The organism is Streptomyces kronopolitis, assembly GCF_050953795.1.
Classification (GTDB): domain Bacteria; phylum Actinomycetota; class Actinomycetes; order Streptomycetales; family Streptomycetaceae; genus Streptomyces; species Streptomyces kronopolitis_A.
Genome location: NZ_CP191850.1, coordinates 1,385,712 through 1,401,541 on the forward strand (window position 1 = coordinate 1,385,712; position 15,830 = coordinate 1,401,541).

At 75.1% G+C, this 15,830-nt stretch carries 14 protein-coding genes and 1 riboswitch; of the genes, 7 read left to right on the top strand and 7 right to left on the bottom strand.

The genetic code is table 11. The features are described from left to right. Positions 1-56: 56 nt before the first annotated feature. Genes ribH through ribD form a run of 5 tightly spaced genes read right to left on the bottom strand, consistent with a single transcriptional unit; the run spans position 57 to position 4,430 of the window. Positions 57-542, bottom strand: coding sequence for a 6,7-dimethyl-8-ribityllumazine synthase (gene ribH / locus ACQP17_RS05905; RefSeq protein ID WP_364876354.1), 486 nt, complete (start codon positions 540-542; stop codon positions 57-59). A 52-nt stretch (positions 543-594) separates the two neighbouring features. Then, positions 595-1,983: a bifunctional 3,4-dihydroxy-2-butanone-4-phosphate synthase/GTP cyclohydrolase II gene (locus ACQP17_RS05910; RefSeq protein ID WP_433855297.1), complete on the bottom strand. Its 1,389-nt coding sequence runs from the start codon at positions 1,981-1,983 to the stop codon at positions 595-597. Continuing rightward, positions 1,980-2,633 carry a nicotinamide mononucleotide transporter family protein gene (locus ACQP17_RS05915; RefSeq protein WP_433855298.1) on the bottom strand — a complete coding sequence of 218 codons (654 nt, stop codon included), beginning with the start codon at positions 2,631-2,633 and terminating at the stop codon, positions 1,980-1,982. The genes ACQP17_RS05910 and ACQP17_RS05915 overlap by 4 nt, the downstream gene beginning before the upstream one ends. Next, positions 2,630-3,283 (bottom strand): riboflavin synthase, encoded by a 654-nt coding sequence (locus ACQP17_RS05920; protein WP_433855299.1) that lies wholly within the window; start codon positions 3,281-3,283, stop codon positions 2,630-2,632. The genes ACQP17_RS05915 and ACQP17_RS05920 overlap by 4 nt, the downstream gene beginning before the upstream one ends. A gap of 1 nt (position 3,284) precedes the next feature. Further along, complete coding sequence (ribD, locus tag ACQP17_RS05925; RefSeq protein WP_433855300.1) at positions 3,285-4,430, bottom strand: bifunctional diaminohydroxyphosphoribosylaminopyrimidine deaminase/5-amino-6-(5-phosphoribosylamino)uracil reductase RibD; 1,146 nt, start codon at positions 4,428-4,430, stop codon at positions 3,285-3,287. 135 nt (positions 4,431-4,565) lie between these two features. Then, positions 4,566-4,696: riboswitch (FMN riboswitch) on the bottom strand. Between the two features lie 177 nt (positions 4,697-4,873). Here ribD and ACQP17_RS05930 point away from each other — a divergent pair. The 3 genes from ACQP17_RS05930 (at position 4,874) to ACQP17_RS05940 (ending at position 7,920) form a co-directional block, all read left to right on the top strand. Beyond that, positions 4,874-5,662 (top strand): SDR family oxidoreductase, encoded by a 789-nt coding sequence (locus ACQP17_RS05930; RefSeq protein ID WP_433855301.1) that lies wholly within the window; start codon positions 4,874-4,876, stop codon positions 5,660-5,662. A 57-nt stretch (positions 5,663-5,719) separates the two neighbouring features. Further along, a complete protein-coding gene (locus tag ACQP17_RS05935) occupies positions 5,720-6,943 on the top strand; it encodes an MFS transporter (RefSeq protein ID WP_433855302.1) in 1,224 nt (407 codons plus the stop codon). Between the two features lie 398 nt (positions 6,944-7,341). Further along, complete coding sequence (locus ACQP17_RS05940; protein WP_433855303.1) at positions 7,342-7,920, top strand: dihydrofolate reductase family protein; 579 nt, start codon at positions 7,342-7,344, stop codon at positions 7,918-7,920. Positions 7,921-7,949: 29 nt separating this feature from the next. Here the strand turns inward: ACQP17_RS05940 and ACQP17_RS05945 are convergent, their stop codons facing one another. Further along, complete coding sequence (locus ACQP17_RS05945) at positions 7,950-8,438, bottom strand: acyl-CoA thioesterase (RefSeq protein ID WP_433855304.1); 489 nt, start codon at positions 8,436-8,438, stop codon at positions 7,950-7,952. 310 nt (positions 8,439-8,748) lie between these two features. On the opposite strand from ACQP17_RS05945, the gene ACQP17_RS05950 reads away from it, so the two are divergent. The 4 genes from ACQP17_RS05950 to ACQP17_RS05965 all read left to right on the top strand — a co-directional run bounded on the left by ACQP17_RS05950 (position 8,749) and on the right by ACQP17_RS05965 (position 12,961). After that, positions 8,749-9,126 (top strand): SH3 domain-containing protein, encoded by a 378-nt coding sequence (locus ACQP17_RS05950; RefSeq protein WP_433855305.1) that lies wholly within the window; start codon positions 8,749-8,751, stop codon positions 9,124-9,126. A 155-nt stretch (positions 9,127-9,281) separates the two neighbouring features. Next, positions 9,282-10,271: a teichoic acid biosynthesis protein C gene (locus tag ACQP17_RS05955; RefSeq protein ID WP_433855306.1), complete on the top strand. Its 990-nt coding sequence runs from the start codon at positions 9,282-9,284 to the stop codon at positions 10,269-10,271. A 154-nt stretch (positions 10,272-10,425) separates the two neighbouring features. After that, positions 10,426-11,334, top strand: a complete 909-nt coding sequence (locus ACQP17_RS05960) for a helix-turn-helix domain-containing protein (RefSeq protein WP_433855307.1) — start codon at positions 10,426-10,428, stop codon at positions 11,332-11,334. Positions 11,335-11,602: 268 nt separating this feature from the next. Further along, a complete protein-coding gene (locus tag ACQP17_RS05965) occupies positions 11,603-12,961 on the top strand; it encodes an MFS transporter (protein ID WP_433859838.1) in 1,359 nt (452 codons plus the stop codon). Positions 12,962-12,980: 19 nt separating this feature from the next. Here ACQP17_RS05965 and ACQP17_RS05970 read toward each other — a convergent pair whose 3' ends face one another. Then, on the bottom strand, positions 12,981-15,818 hold the full coding sequence (locus tag ACQP17_RS05970) for an AAA family ATPase (protein WP_433855308.1): 2,838 nt from the start codon (positions 15,816-15,818) through the stop codon (positions 12,981-12,983). Positions 15,819-15,830: the final 12 nt, after the last annotated feature.

Here is a 15,830-nt window from a genome sequence, read left to right on the forward strand (position 1 = left end):
GCGGTTGAATTACAGCGGCGCGCAGCGCCTCGGCCGACGGGTCGCGGGCGGGCGTCTCAGCGCCAGGGCTCGGACACCGTGCGCAGGGTCGCGGCGGTGGCGACCGCGGCGGTGACCGCTTCGTGGCCCTTGTCCTCGACGGATCCCTCAAGGCCGGCCCGGTCCAGGGCCTGCTGCTCGGTGTCGCAGGTCAGCACGCCGAAGCCGATCGGTACGCCGGTGTCGACCGCGACCTGGGTCAGGCCCTGGGTGACGCCCTGGCAGACGTAGTCGAAGTGCGGGGTGCCGCCCTTGATGACGACGCCGAGGGCGACCACCGCGTCATAGCCGCGGCCGGCCAGGACCTTGGCGACGACGGGCAGCTCGAAGGCGCCCGGCACCCGCAGCAGCGTCGGCTCGTCGATGCCCAGCTCGGTCAGGGCGCGCAGCGCGCCGTCGACCAGGCCGTCCATGATCCGCTCGTGCCATTGCGCCGCGATGACGGCCACCCGCAGGTCGCCACAGTTCTTCACGGTCAGTTCGGGTGCGCCCTTGCCGCTCACGGTTCTCCTCGTACGGGTGATGGGGTGGTGGGGGTGGCGTGGTGCCGGGTGGTCAGTGGTTGTCGCAGGTGGTCGCGGTCACCGGGGGCGTGCCGTCGGACGGGCCGGGGGCCGGGGGCTCTCCCGCACCGGGTCCCTGCCGGGACGGGTCCGAGGACTGCGGCGGGGATCCGGCGGCGCCGCGCTCCAGCCAGGGCAGGTCGTGCCCCATCCGGTCCCGCTTGGTGCGCAGGTACCGCAGGTTGTGCTCGCCGGCCTGGACGGGCATCGGCTCGCGGCCGGTGACCCGCAGACCGTGCCGCACCAGGGCGGCGGTCTTCTCGGGGTTGTTGGTCATCAGGCGCAGCGAGCGCACGCCGAGGTCCTGGAGCATCTGCGCGCCCGCGGCGTAGTCGCGGGAGTCGGCGGGCAGCCCCAGTTCGAGGTTGGCGTCGAGGGTGTCGCGGCCGCGCTCCTGGAGTTCGTAGGCGCGCAGCTTGGACAACAGGCCGATGCCGCGGCCCTCGTGGCCCCGGAGGTAGATCACCACTCCGCGTCCGACCTCGCTGACCCGCTGGAGCGAGGCCTCCAGCTGGGGGCCGCAGTCGCAGCGCAGCGAGTGGAAGACATCGCCGGTCAGGCACTCGGAGTGGACCCGGACCAGGACGTCCTCGCCGTCGCCGAGGTCGCCGGCGACCAGTGCGATGTGCTCGACGCCGTCGACGGTGGAACGGTAGCCGTGCGCGGTGAACTCGCCGTGCGCGGTGGGCAGCCGGGTGGTGGCCTCGCGGCGGACGGTGGGCTCGGCGGACCGGCGGTAGGCGATCAGGTCCTCGATGGAGATGATCGACAGGCCGTGCTTGCGGGCGAACGGCACGAGTTCGGGCAGCCGCAGCATCGTGCCGTCCTCGCCCGCGATCTCCACGATCGCGGCGGCCGGGCGCAGGCCGGCCAGCCGGGCGAGGTCGACGCCGGCCTCGGTGTGGCCGTCGCGGACCAGCACGCCGCCGGACCGGGCACGCAGCGGGAAGATGTGGCCGGGCCGCACGAAGTCGCCGGCCACGGACTCGCCGGAGGCCAGCAGCCGCAGGGTGGTGGCGCGGTCGGCGGCGGAGATGCCGGTGGTCACGCCGTGCGCGACGGTGGCGTCGACGGAGACGGTGAAGGCGGTCCGCATCGACTCGGTGTTGTGCTCGACCATCTGCGGGAGGGCGAGCCGGTCCAGTTCCGGGCCCTCCATGGGGGCGCAGATCAGTCCGCGGCACTCGCTCATCATGAAGGCGACGATCTCGGGGGTGGCCTTCTCCGCGGCGAGCACGAGGTCGCCCTCGTTCTCGCGGTTCTCGTCGTCCACGACGACCACGGGGCGGCCGGCGGCGATATCGGCGATGGCCTGCTCGACGGGGTCGAGGGCCAGCGCCTCGCCGTCCTCGGTGTCGTACCAGCTCTGCAGTGCGGTCATGCCGCTGCTCCTTCCAGGACGGTGCGATCGGCGGCGCGCGAGCGCAGCCACCAGTCGCGCATGCCCCACCCGACGAGGGCGAGATAGACGACGTAGACGAGGCCGGAGAAGGCGAGGCCGCTGCTGAAGGCGAGCGGGACGCCGACGACGTCGACCAGCAGCCAGGCGAACCAGAACTCGACCAGGCCGCGTGCCTGGGCGACCATCGCGGCGAGCGTGCCGACGAAGATGTAGGCGTCCGGCCAGGGGTTCCAGGACAGCTGCGGGATGAGGGTGAACAGGGTGCCGACGGCGGCGGTGCCCACGGCGGTGCCGGCGAGCAGCACGGCGCGCTCGCGGCGGCAGGCGAAGCGCACGGCCACCGAGCCGTCCTGGGCCTGCCGGCGGCCGCGCTGCCACTGCCGCCAGCCCCACAACGCCACCCCGATGACCAGGAGTTGCTTGCCGACGCCGCCGCTGAGGTGGGCGGAGGCGTAGGCGGCGACGAGGATCAGGCCGGAGAGGAACTGGGCGGGCCAGGTCCAGATCGAGCGCCGCCAGCCGAGCGCCAGGGCGGCCAGACCGATGGTGTTGCCGATCATGTCCGACCAGATGACGTGCTGGCCGAAGGCGGTGAAGGCCTCGCCGTTCAGCGCGTCCAGGGCGCTCACCGGTCCATCTCCTTGATCTCGTCGAGGTCCGTGCGGTCGCCGGCGGCTGCGCCGTACGCAGAACCGCGGCCCAGCAGCCGCTCGACGTACTTGGCCAGGACGTCGACCTCGAGGTTGACGGGGTCACCGGCCTTCTTCAGGCCCAGGGTCGTCAGCGCGAGGGTGGTGGGGATGAGGCTGATGGTGAAGTAGTCGTCCGCGGCGTCGACCACGGTCAGACTGACGCCGTCGACGGTGATGGAGCCCTTCTCGACGACATAGCGGGACAGCGCGGCGGGCAGCGCGACCTTGACGATCTCCCAGTGTTCGCCGGGGATGCGCTCGACGAGGGTGCCGGTGCCGTCGACGTGACCCTGGACGAGGTGGCCGCCGAGCCGTCCGCCGAGCGCCATGGGGCGTTCGAGGTTGACCCGCGAGCCGGCGGACAGCGCGCCGAGGCTGGAGCGGTGCAGCGTCTCGGCCATCACATCGGCGCTGAACTCGCCGTCGGCGGTGTCCACGACGGTCAGACAGACGCCGTTGACGGCGATCGAGTCGCCGTGCTTGGCGTCCTCGGTGACGAGGGGGCCGCGCAGTCGGAAGCGGGAGGAGTCACCGAGGTCTTCCACGGCGACGACCTCGCCCAGCTCTTCGACAATTCCGGTGAACACGTCAGTTCTCCTCGTGGAGGGCGGGGTGGACGGGCGTGGCGGTGACGCGCAGATCGGGGCCGAGCCGTTCGGTGCCGGTCACATCGAGCCGCAACGCCTGGGTGAGCGTGGTGATTCCGGCGTCACCGAGGACGGCCGGTCCGGCGCCGAGCAGCACCGGCGCGAGGTAGCCGACGACCTTGTCGACGGCCCCGGCGGCGAGAAATGCCCCGGCGAGCGTGGGCCCGCCCTCCAGCAGGACGGAGCGCACCTCGCGTGCGTACAGGGCCTGGAGCAGGGCGGGGAGGTGCAGTCCGCGGCCGTCGGCGGCGCGCGGCAGCCGGACGAGCGGGGCGAGACCGTCGAGGTGGCCGGTGTCGGCGTCCTCGGCGACCGCGATGAGGGTGGGCGCGGTGCCGTCCAGGACGCGGGCACCGGCCCTGACCGCGGTGGCGCCGGAGTCGACGACGACCCGCAGCGGCTGGCTGATCTCGTCGTCGGTGAGCCCGCCGATCCGGGCGCCGAGCTGCGGGTCGTCGACGCGGGCGGTGCCCGAGCCGACGATCACGGCGTCCGCGGCGGCCCGCAGCCGGTGCACATCGGCGCGCGACTCGGGCGAGGTGATCCAGCGGCTGGTGCCGTCGGCGGCGGCCACCCGGCCGTCGAGGGTGGCGGCGTACTTCCACAGCACGAAGGGGCGGCGGCGCAGGACGGCGGTCAGCCAGGCCTCGTTGCCGGCGGCGGCCTCGTCGGCGAGCAGTCCGCCCTCGACGTCGAGTCCTGCGGCGGCCAGGGTGGCGGCGCCGCCGGTGGCGGTCGGGTCGGGGTCGGCGACGGCGTAGACGACGCGGGCGATCCCGGCGTCGATCAGCGCCCGGGCGCAGGGGCCGGTGCGGCCGGTGTGGTTGCAGGGTTCGAGGGTGACCAGTGCGGTGCCGCCCCGGGCCCGCTCGCCCGCGGCGCGCAGGGCGTGGATCTCGGCGTGCGGCCCGCCGGCCCGGCGGTGCCAGCCCTCGCCCGCGGTGCGCCCCTCGGAATCCAGGACGACGCAGCCGACCACGGGGTTGGGGCTGGTGTGCCCGAGGCCGCGCGCGGCGAGCTCGATGGCTCGGCGCATCGCCGCGGTCTCGACGGGGGCTGCGGTGGCCACCGGGTCCTCCTGCCTCATCGGGCACGGACTCCGGGGCTGTCTGGACGACAGAAGCGGAAACGACGCCACGGCGACACCGCGGCCGAAAATGCACGGACCGTCCGGGAAAATGACCGGACGCGCCGTCGACGGCGGTGTACCGAAACTCGCCCGCCGCGCACTGCCTCCCATCCGGACTTTCACCGTCGGTGCAGGAATTTCACCTGCTCAACCGGCCGCTGGCTGCGGACGGGTCGCGGACTGTTACCGCCGGTTCGGAATTACACCGACCCCGGAGTGCGCTGCTGCTTTTATGTCAGTACAGCCTCAGTCTGCCATGCCCCGTCGTCGCCCATGCGGGCGAAGCCCTGTGGGCTGCCTCACAACGCTCGGCGCGCCGCCTGTCACGGAGCGCACTCGTGTTCCGTCATAACGGGACAGCACATGTCCCCCTCTACTTCTCCTGCGAGGACTGATCCGCGATGGCGACAATTCTGGTGACCGGCGGCACGGGCACACTCGGGCAGGTCCTGGTCGACCGGCTGCTCGGCGACGGTCACGACGTCCACTCGCTGAGCAGACGGCCGCACACCGGCGCGGGGCGGCCGCGGCTGCACTCGCACGCGGTCGATCTGCGCGACGGCACGGGGCTGGCCGAGGCGGTGGCGGGCGCGGACACGGTCGTGCACTGCGCCTCGTCGCCGGCCGGCGGTGACACGGAGGCGGCCGGGCGGCTCGTCCGGGCGGCGCGGGAGGCGGGGGTCGGGCACCTGGTGTACATCTCGATCGTCGGGGTGGACCGCATCCCGTTCGGCTACTACCGCACCAAGCTGGCCGTCGAGCGGCTGATCGAGGACTCCGGCACCGGCTGGACGGTGCTGCGGACGACGCAGTTCCACGACCTCGTGCTCGGGGTGATCAAGGCGGGCGCCCGGTCGCCGGTCCTGCCGGTGCCGACGGGCGTGCGGGTGCAGCCGGTCGAGGTGGCCGAAGTGGCGGACCGGCTGGCAGGGTTGGCGGCCGGCGCACCGGCGGGCCGGGTCACGGACCTGGGCGGGCCCGAGGTGCTGACGGCCGGGGACCTGGTGCGGACCACGCTGCGGGCGGGCGGACGGCGCCGGATGCTGGTGCCGCTGTGGCTGCCGGGCGCCGGCGGCGCGGCGCTGCGCCGGGGCGAGAACCTCACCCCGCAACACGCCGACGGGCGGCGGACCTACGCCGAGTTCCTCGCGGCACGCACGGGCGGGGGCGCCGCCCGCACCGGCGGGTGACAGGGCGTCAGGACCGGCGGGTGACGGGGCGTCCGGCGCGCGGATACCTTACGGCCCATGGCCGCCCTCCCTCCGCCCGAGCACGGCCGGCCGCCCGGCGGACCGCGCCGCGCGCGCCGGGCGGTCGCCCTGGTGTTCCTCGTCCACGGCGCGGTCACCGGCAGCTTCGCCACCCGCATCCCCTGGATCCAGGAGCACACCGGTCTCGCTCCCGGGCGGCTCGGGCTCGCCCTCGCCTTCCCGGCGATCGGCGCCGCCCTGGCGATGCCGCTGGCCGGCCGGATCAGCCACCGCTTCGGGTCCCGTACGGCGCTGCGCGGTCCGCTCGCGCTGTGGACCCTGTCCCTGGCGCTGCCCGCCCTCTCCCCCGGCCTGTCCGCGCTGTGCCCGGCGCTGCTGGCGTACGGCGCGGCCTCGGGGATGGCGGACGTGGCGATGAACGCGCTGGGGGTGGAGACCGAGGACCTGCTCGGCCGGCCGATCATGTCGGGGCTGCACGGGATGTGGAGCGTCGGCGCGCTGCTCGGTTCGGCGTCCGGCACCCTCGCCGCGCACGCCGGGTGGGACGCCCGGCTCCATCTGGCCGGCGCCGCGGGCCTCTTGACCGTCTGTGGCGCGCTCGCCTGCCGGGGAGTGCTGGATCTGCGCGACTCCCCCGATGCGCATCCGCCGCCGCGCTTCGCGCTGCCGCCGCGGTCGGCGCTGGTCATCGGGGCCATCGGGTTCTGCTCCGTGTTCGCGGAGGGCGCCGGGCTGGACTGGTCGGCGGTCTACCTGCGCGACCGGCTGGGCACCGACGCCGGGGCGGCGGCCGCCTCGACCACCGCCTTCGCCTGCACGATGGCCGCCGCGCGGCTGGTGGGCGACCGGGTGGTGGCCCGCTTCGGTCCGGTGCGGACGGTGCGGGCCGGCGGGGTGCTGGCGGCCGCGGGCGGTCTGCTGATCGTCGCGGCCCGGCATCCGGCCCTGGCGATGGCCGGGTTCGGGCTGCTGGGGCTGGGCATCGCGGTGGTGGTCCCGCTGGCCTTCGCGGCCGCCGGACGCAGCGGCCCCGCGCCCGGCCAGGCCATCGCGGGCGTCGCCACCCTCACCTACACCTCCGGCCTGATCGCCCCGTCCGCGATCGGCGGTATCGCCCAGGCGACCTCGCTGACGATGTCGTTCGTGCTGGTCACGGCGCTGGCCTGCGGGCTGGTGCCGGGGGCGCGGGTGCTGCGGGTGCCGCGCCGGGCGCCGTCCGGCACCCCCCGTACGGTGGCCGGCGGGCTGGAGCGGCCGTGAGCGCCGGGCGGCGTGCCGCACCGTCGATCCGCACGGTGTCAGCGGCAGGAAGGACAGACGGGTCGGCGACCGCGTCGGACAGGTGGACACGCGGGCGCGACACGCCGGAGCGCCATGTATGATCATCACGCAAGCTCGGTGCACAGCACGGAGTCACGCGTCTGTGGTCCAAGGAAAGACGCCCGCCAGCCGGCGGGAAATGCAGGTGCAAGGCCTGCCGGGCGCTCCACACAAGGGTCCCCGCCTCTCTTGAGGCGGGGACCCTTCGTCGTTCCCGGCGGCTTCATCCGGGGCCCAGGACAGCGGTTTCTCACCCGTCCGCCGTCAAAAGCGAGGAGTCTCGCCGTGACGTCCCGCCCGCTCCACGTACCCGCTCCACCGCACCCGAGGAGAGCTTCGTGACCGCCACCTACACCTTTGACGTCTTCTCCACCCTCGACGGCTACGGCCGCCCCGGCAGTGGCGACTGGGGCGGCTACTGGGGCAAGCAGGGCCCCGAACTGCTCGACCGCCGGCTCGCCCTGTACGAGGCCGAGCAGCGGATGGTCCTCGGGGCCCACACCTATCGGACGTTCGCGCAGCTGCTGGCCCCGGCGTTCGAGGAGTCGGGGCGTGACCCGTGGGTCACCCGGATGATGCACCTGCCCGCGACGGTGGTGTCGACCACCCTGGAGGGACCGCTCGACTGGCCGGACGCGACCGTCGAGAGCGGTGACGCCGTCGACGTCGTCGCCCGGCTCAAGGAGGAGTCCGAGGTGCCGCTGCGCTCGCACGGCAGCGTCTCGCTGAACCGGGCGCTGATGGCCGCCGGCCTGGTCGACCGCGTCCAGGTGACACTCTTCCCCGTGATCACCGGGCGGACCGGTGAGCAACCGGTCTTCCGGGGTGCGGCCGACTTCGACCTCGACCTGCTGGAGAGCCGGACACTCGACGGAGACGTCCAAGAACTCATCTACCGGCCCACGCTGCACGCCTGAAGCCGTCCCGACACCCCCGGCCGGCCGGTTCAGGCCGCGTCCGCCTCCGTTTCCTGCGCTGCCTCCGCCGGCCGGAGCAGGTCGGCGGCGACCGCGCGGGCACGGTCGGACCAGGGGGTGGGCCGCAGGGTCTGCGCGTCGACGCGGACCAGGACCCGGTGGCCCCGGGCGTGGGTCTCGGTGCCGTCGGCCGAGCAGAGGCCGAAGCCGTAGGTGAGGCCGGTGCGGCCGAGGCGTTCGACCCACAGGTGCGCCGCATAGCGGCCGGGGCGGGTGACCGGACGCTCGTAGGAGACCCGCATCTCCTTGATGACGTTGCACATGTCCCCCGCGGCGGCCCAGTCGCCGTCGAAGCCGAAGCCGCGGCCGTGCCAGTACTCCGCCCAGGCGCGCTCCACCAGCAGCGGGTAGCGGGAGTTGTGGAGCATGCCGAGCGCGTCGAGGTCGTCGAAGTGGACGGTGACGGGGACCAGTTCGCCGTACGGGACGGTGGGGACCTGGAGGGGTTCGACGCTCACGGGTGGTGCTCCTGGGTATCGGCGCGCCTGCCGGCGCTGTAGAGGCGGAGGGTGCTTTGCGGCCCCTTGAGGCCAGTGGGGTCCCGGTGAGGGACCGCAGCCATCGTAAGCGGTCGCTTAGTACGCGCGACGCGCCGGTCCCCCGGCGCTCGGCGGCCCCGACACGCCACCCCCGCACCGCCCGGAGAGCGGCCGGGCGTTCCACTTCCTCCCTGGGACGGCTGGGACACATCATCGCGTGTGCGGTCGGAAACGCTGAGTGACGCAGGGGCACGCTCCGGTGCACCGCACGTCACTCGAGGAGAATCCGATGAACCGACGCATGCTGCGCAACGCCGTCGTCACCGCGGTCGCCGCCTTCGCCATGGTCCCGGCGGTCGCGGTCGCCGACTCCTGCCCGCACCCCGCGTACCTCGGCACGGCGGCGGTACGGCACACCCATGCGCACGGCCGCGCGGTGACCCCGAACGGAATGGCGCTGAACGTCCGTTCCGGCCCGGGCACCGGCTACCGCGTGATCGGCACGGTGCGCGACGGCAGTGTCCGGGGTCTGCGGTGCAAGACCAACGGCAGCAGGGTGCAGGGCACCACGCGCTGGTACCGGCTCACCCACCACCGTGGCTATGTCTCCGCGCACTACGTCCGCGCCTTCCGCGCCCTGCCGTGGTGCCGGGTGGCCAACGGCTGACCCTTCCGTCCGCAGTGACCCCGGGCCGAGGTGACCCGGGAACGACCCGTGACTGCCCGCCCGTTCGGCATCGCGAGCGGGCGGGCAGCCGGTCCGACCTCTTGGAGCGCTTGATGGTCACACACCCGCAGGGACCGCGACCGGGACGCCGAGCGGTGCTCGGTCTCGGCGTGGGCGCGATGGCCGCCGCCCTCGCGCCGGCGCAGTGGGCAGGGGCGGCGCAGTGGGCGGGGGCCGCGCGGGCGCCGGACCGCAGGCTGCCCGCGCTGTCGGCGCCGGGCCGGCAGTTCTTCGCCGGGCGGCTGCGGCACCCCACGGTGCTGCAGTCCTTCGCGGTCGACGAACGGCACGGCCACCTCTACGCGTTGCAGGTGGTGGCGGGCGGGGTCCGCCTCCCGGGCGAGAAGGCGGCGCTCTCGCACGCGGAGCGCGCGCGGCGGGGGGATCTGTGCCTGAACCGGCTCACCCTGGGCGGCGCCGACGCCGGGCACATGTACCTGACGGGGTTCGGTCACGGCGGCTCGCTCGGGCTGGAGGAGTCCGCGGGCGCCGTCACGGTGTGGACGGAGTGGGACGCCCACCCGTCGTCCGGCTACGGGCGCGGGGTGTGCCGCTTCCGCTTCGCGCCCGGGCAGGTGCTGGACCGCGGCAGCCACGCGCTCGGCACGTACCGCCCCGTCCCCGGCTCCACCAGCAATTTCCCGGCCCTGGACGTGACCCACCGCCAACTGCTGCTGCGCTACAAGAGGGAGGGCATACCCCGGTTCGCCCTCTACGGTCTGAACGAGTTCCGCAACGGCTGGTTCGCCCCGCTGGCCGACTTCGCGCAGCCCGGCGCCGGACTGGGGCTGCCCTTCCAGGGCATGGCCCTGTACGGCGATTACGCCTACCAGATCCTCGGCAGCGGGTACGGGACCGGCAACCCGGCGTCCGCGGGCGGCAACACCCGGCTGTACCGCATGGATCTGCGGACCGGTCTGGTGGTGTGGCAGCAGCTGGACCGTACGGCGCCGGGGCTGACGCCGCGGGAGCCGGAGGGCCTGGCCGTGCTGTCGGGCAACGGCGCGCCGCGCCTGTGCCTGGGGTTCACGGAGGGTCCGGCCGGCAAGCGCACCTTCCGCTTGTATGACAAAGCGCTGAGCTGACATGTGGTGTTCGGTGTGTAGGGGGTGTCGCCCGCCGCAACCCGTGGGTACACATTCCGCCATCCGGGAGGAAACAGACACCGCCCCGGGCCGCCGGACCGGGCCGCCGAAGCGACCACCCCGAGCGGAGGCGGGGTGGTGAGGGGAGGCGCACATGGTGTCCCGCTGGCGGCCGCTGCCCGACACGCTCGATACCGACGCGCAGCTCCTGGCGGAGGAGCTGCGCGCGCTCAAGGAGCAGACCGGGCTCAGCCTGGACGGCCTGTCCCGGAAGACCCCGTACAGCAAGTCCGCCTGGCACCGCTATCTCAACGGGGAGAAGCTGCCGCCGCGCGGCGCGGTCGTGGCGCTGGGCCAGGTCGCCGGCGCGGACCAGGAGCCCCTGCTGCTGCTCCACGACGCCGCCTACCACGCCCGGACCGCGCCGCTTGCCGCCCCGGGTTCGGCTCCCGCGCCGGACCCGGCTCCGTGGGCGGCCCCGGCTCCCGTCCCGGTGGAACCGTCCGGTCGTACCCGGCGGCTGCCGCGCGGCGCCGGGCTGCTGCGGAGCATGGGCGCGCTGGTCGCACTGGCGGCGCTGGTGGCGACCATGGGCGCGGCGGCCACCATGGTGCAGATCCCCGCGCACGGCCCGCGCTCGGTATGGGGCCCGTCCGACGCGTGCCACGGGCACCGGTGTCAGGGGCGGTATCCGCGGAGGTACGGCTGCAGTCGCGACGCGCGGGCGGCGAGCACCATCGCGGACACCACCTACACCGTGCGGCTGCGGTTCAGCCCGTTGTGCGGCACCGTCTGGTCGGAGGTGGAGCCACGCTCCGGCAGCGCGCAGAAGGTCTCGATCTGGGTCGGCCGGGATGCCCGGCTCACCTCCCACCCCGAGGGCCGTGAGGGCCTGGCGGTCAGTCCCATGCTCGCCACGAAGGACCTGCGCAACGCGGTGGCGTGCGCGAAGGTGACGGACCGGGTGGCGTGCACCGGCGCCGTCGAGCTGAAGAGCCCCGCCCGCCCGGGGAGGGACGACGACTTCCCCGGCCCCAACTTCCTGGAACGGTTGATGCGGTGAGCGCGCGGGCCCCGGCGACCGTCCGCCGCCGGCCGCCCTGAGCGGGCGGGCCCCCGCAGATGGGACCGCCGCCACTGGCCGTGTTACCGCGCTGTGTGTCCCGTCCGCCGTACTGTCCTTGTCGACCGCTTTGGTGCCTGCCCTCCGCCCGCCGGCGGGGACCGGCTGCGAACGGGACGGAGTGGGCGGCGTGGAGTTCGCGGAGACGGCCGGCGGTGGGGCGTCCGGGCCCCCACCGGACGCGGCCCCGGAGCCCCGGCGGCGGTCCCTGGCGCCGCTGCTGGCGGTGTGCGCCGGGTATTTCATGGTGATCCTGGACGTGACGATCATCAATGTCGCGGTGCCGGTGATCGGCCGGGACCTCTCCGCCTCGCTCACCGGCATCCAGTGGATCACCGACGGGTACACCCTGGTCTTCGCCGGGTTCCTGCTGACCGGCGGGGCGCTCGGCGACCGTCTGGGCAACCGGCGGGTGTTCTGCGCGGGCGTGGCCGTGTTCACGGTGTCCTCGGCCGCCTGCGCGCTGGCGCCGAGCGCCCCGTTCCTGGTGGTGGCGCGGCTGGTGGAGGGGCTCGGCGCGGCGCTGATCGTGCCCGGTTCGCTGGCGCTGCTCCAGCAGTCCTACCCGGCGCCCGCCGCGCGTTCGCGGGCCTTCGGGCTGTGGGGTTCGATGGCGGGCATCGCGGCCTCCGCCGGGCCGCTGCTGGGCGGGCTGCTGGTGTCGACCGCGGGGTGGCGGTGGGTGTTCCTCATCAACCTGCCCGTCGGCGTGGCTTGCCTGGTGCTGACGTTGCGGCAGGTGGCGCCCTCGCCCCGGCGGCCCGGCCGGGCGCTGGACTGGCCGGCGCAGTGCCTGGTGGTGGCGGCGGTGGCGCTGCTGACGGCCGCGCTCAACGAGGCCGGGCGCCGGGGCTGGTCGGCGCCGGACGTGGTCGCCGGGCTGGGCCTGTGCGTCGTGGCGATCGCGGGGCTGGCGGTGCGTGAGCGGCTGGCGCGCTCCCCCGCCCTGCCGCCGGAGCTGCTGCGGGCCCGTGCGCTGAGCGGCGGGGCCGTGATCGGTCTGCTGTTCAACTTCGGCTTCTACGGCATGGTGTTCACCGCCAGCCTCGACTTCCAGCACCAGCGCGGGTTCAGCGCCCTCGCCACGGGGGCGGCGCTGTTCCCTGCGGTGGCGATGACCATGTTCGCCTCCGTACTGTCCGGTCGGCTCAGCCGTCGCACCGGCGACCGTCCGCTGGTGGTCTGCGGCATGCTGCTGGCCGCTCTGGGGCTGGCGGGCTGGACCGCCGCGGGGACCGATCCGGCCTACCCGCTGCTGGTGGCCCCGATGATGGCCGCGGGGTTCGGCACCTCGTTCGCCCTGACCGGTGCGACCTCCACCGTGATGGGCGCCGCCCCCGCGTCGTATGCGGGGACCGCCTCCGCCGTGTTCAACACCACCCGCCAGATCGGCAGCGCGACCGGCGTCGCCCTGGGCGGCACCTTGCTGGCCACCGCCACCGACTACCAGGCGGGCACCCGCCTGAGCATGGCCGTCGGCGCGCTCGCCTATCTGCTCGCCGCGGGCCTCGCCTGGCGGTGCGTACCGGCGGGGCCCGCACGGGCGCGGTCCGGGGGCGCTTCCTAAGCGGTGCGGTCCCGCGGGGTCAGCCGCCGGCCGGGCCGGACCACGTACCCGGCGCCGGCGCGGTGTCCGGACCGGGGCCGGGTGCGGGTGCCGGTGCGGCCAGACTGCCGTCCAGCCAGGCCGCCGCCAGCTCCACCCGCGAGCGCTTGCCGGTGCGCTGGAACAGCCGGGCCAGCCGTTGTTCGACCGTCTTCTCGCTGCACGCCAGACGGGCCGCGATCTGCCGGTTGGTCCCGCCCTCGGCGACCATGCCGATCAGCCGCACCTCCGCCTCGCTCAGGCCCTCGCGGGCCGAACGGCCCCTGGGCAGCGGCACGTTGCGGCGCTGGGCCGAGCGGCCGAGCAGGACCCGCCCGGGTCGTCCGAGGGACAGCAGATGGGTGTCGCGCGCGGCCTCGGCCAGCCACGGCTGGGGCTCCTCGGCGACCTCGGCGAGGATCTGGCAGCAGTACAGCATCATGTGCCGGTCGCCGCGGCGCTCGGCCGACAGATAGGCCTCGCGCGCGCTCTCGGCGTCACGGTGCAGCACCCCGCGGGCGGCGAACAGCGCCTCGCGGGTCATGGCCGTGTCGGCCTCCGCGTGCACGGCCGCCAGCTGCTCCAGGGCCTGCCGCGCCTGCCGCGGACGGGTCTCCTCGGCGAACTCCAGGATGCGCACCAGCACCCGCTCGACCCCCGTGAGCAGGCCGCTCCCGCGCGCCCGCCGCACGTCGTGCCAGGCCTCCGCAAGTGCCGCGTCCTGCTGCCCCGACCAGTACCGCACGCCCAGCCGGGCGCGGGCCACCAGCGGATGGACGACCGTGGCGGGGATGAGATCGAGCCACTCGCGGGCGCGGCCGAGGTCGCCGCGGAAGCAGTGGATCTCGGCCGCCAGCGCCCGGGCCAGCTGGCCGGTGTCCGGCCCTCCGCGGGCGCGGCCGCGCCGCTCGATGCCACGGGCCGCCGCCAAGGCGTCGTCCCAGCGTCCGGCCAGGTAGTCGCGGACCATGGCGTGGTAGCGGCCGGCGGCGCTGTGTCCGGCGGGTACGCAGCGTTCGCCCAGTACGGCGTGGAGGGCGGCCGCCAGGTCGCCGTAGGCCGCGGCGTCCCGCAGCCGTCCGAGGTCCGGCACACCGCCCTCCGCCGTCCGTAACTCGTGCACGGACCGCGCCAGTTCCTCGTGGCCGCCCACGGCGGCGGCCAGGGTCCGCAGCTCGGCCCGGGTGGGCAGCGGGCCCCGGCGGCCGCCGCGCCCACCGCCGTCCGGGGCCGGTTCCGCCGGGGCCGGATCCTGGGTGTCCGGCCAGGGGGTGATCGGGCCGATGCCGTACCGGCCGCCGAGCGCGGCCAGCATCGCCGTCCGCGGCATCCGCGCGCGCACGGCCCGGGGCAACGCGCCGTCGCGGGGTGCGCGGTGCTCGTGGAGCGAGGACAGCCCCCAGGCATGGAGGGCGAACTCCCGTCCGCCGCCGTCGGAGGGGCCGGGGTCCCGCAGTCCGGCGAGGATCGGCTCGCCGAGCGCGAGGACGCCGGCGTGGTCACCGCACCCCAGCCCCAGTTCGGCCGCCTCGCGCAGCACGCCCAGCGTCGCGGGGTAGTTGGGCGGCAGCCGGCGCAGCGCGGACAGGTAGGCCCGGGCGGCCCGCGGGTGGAAGGAGCGGGCGTCCTTGGCGGCGGCCGCCAGCAGCAGCGGCACCGCCACCCCGTCGTGCAGCGCGGGGCCCGCGGCGGCGACGTGATCGGCCAGCGGCGGATGGCAGGCGCCACTGGTGGCCGGGCCCAGCCGCTCGGTCACCGCCCGCACGACGGCCGCGTGCGTCGACCGGACGTCGTGGCCGGGCGCCAGCGTCCGCAGCGCCGCCGCCACCGCGGGGACGGCGAAGGCCAGCAGGCCGTCCGCGTCGAGGGTCAGCGCCCGTTCCCTGACCAGCCGGTCGACCGTCCGGCCGAGGTCCGCGGCGAGCGCCCCGCAGGACGGGTCCAGGCCGTGCAGGTCCGTCGGACGCAGCTCGGCGCGGTGCAGCAGGCCGGCCAGGACGACGGCGGTGTCCGTGCCGCCGGCCGTGACTCGGCGCAGCGGTTCCGCGTCCGTGGTGAGCCGCAGGTCGTCCTCCGCTCCGGCCAGGCCGGTACGGCCGTCGAGGTCGACCAGGCCGCCGTCGGCGTGCAGGGCGGCGAGCACCGACAGGACGGCCGCGGGGTTGCCGGCGAGCGGGCCGAGGGAGCGCCGCACCGCCGCGAGGAGCGCGGGTTCGGCGGGGCGGCCGAGGTGCTGTCCGACGAGTTCACCGATGTCGTCCGGGCGCAGCGGCGGCAGGTCGAGCACCCGGTCGGCCGCCGCCGCCAGGTCGGGGGCGCCGGCCGGGCCGTCGGACGCGGGACGCCCGGCCAGCACCACGGGCACACCGGCGGGCCGGAACACCCGCAGCATCAGCTGGAGCGCGGACGCGGTCGGCCCGGGCAGCCGCTCGGCGCCGTCGAGGACCAGGGCGAACGGCACCTGGCACGCCGCGTCCGCGAGGGTCTCGCCCAGGGTGGCCAGCAGGGTCAACTCGCCGGCGTCACCGCGTGACTGCGCCCGGCGCACGGCGGTGAGGTGGGCCGGGAACCGTTCGTGGTGGACCGTGGCGAGCACCTCGCAGACGGCGTCGGCCAGGGCGGCGGCCCCGGTCGGCCCGATGCCGCTCTCGCCGTCCAGCCGCAGCACCCTGGCCCCCTCCTGGGCCACCGTGCGCCGCGCCTGGTCCAGCACGGCGGTCTTGCCCGCGCCGGCCTCACCGGTCACGAGCAGGGTCCGTGCCGCGGCGGCCGGACGCAGGGCGTCGGCGACCACGCCGACCTGGTGGTCCCTGCCGATGAGGGGTGCACGGCGTTCCACTGGTCTCCTCAC

What these genes read in the sequence shown, in the direction of transcription:
- ribD (WP_433855300.1), bottom strand. Translation starts at nt 4,430, where the DNA reads ATGAGGCAGGAGGACCCGGTGGCCACCGCAGCCCCCGTCGAGACCGCG.
- ACQP17_RS05930 (WP_433855301.1), top strand. Translation starts at nt 4,874, where the DNA reads ATGGCGACAATTCTGGTGACCGGCGGCACGGGCACACTCGGGCAGGTC.
- ACQP17_RS05910 (WP_433855297.1), bottom strand. Translation starts at nt 1,983, where the DNA reads ATGACCGCACTGCAGAGCTGGTACGACACCGAGGACGGCGAGGCGCTG.
- ACQP17_RS05960 (WP_433855307.1), top strand. Translation starts at nt 10,426, where the DNA reads ATGGTGTCCCGCTGGCGGCCGCTGCCCGACACGCTCGATACCGACGCG.
- ACQP17_RS05935 (WP_433855302.1), top strand. Translation starts at nt 5,720, where the DNA reads ATGGCCGCCCTCCCTCCGCCCGAGCACGGCCGGCCGCCCGGCGGACCG.
- ACQP17_RS05950 (WP_433855305.1), top strand. Translation starts at nt 8,749, where the DNA reads ATGAACCGACGCATGCTGCGCAACGCCGTCGTCACCGCGGTCGCCGCC.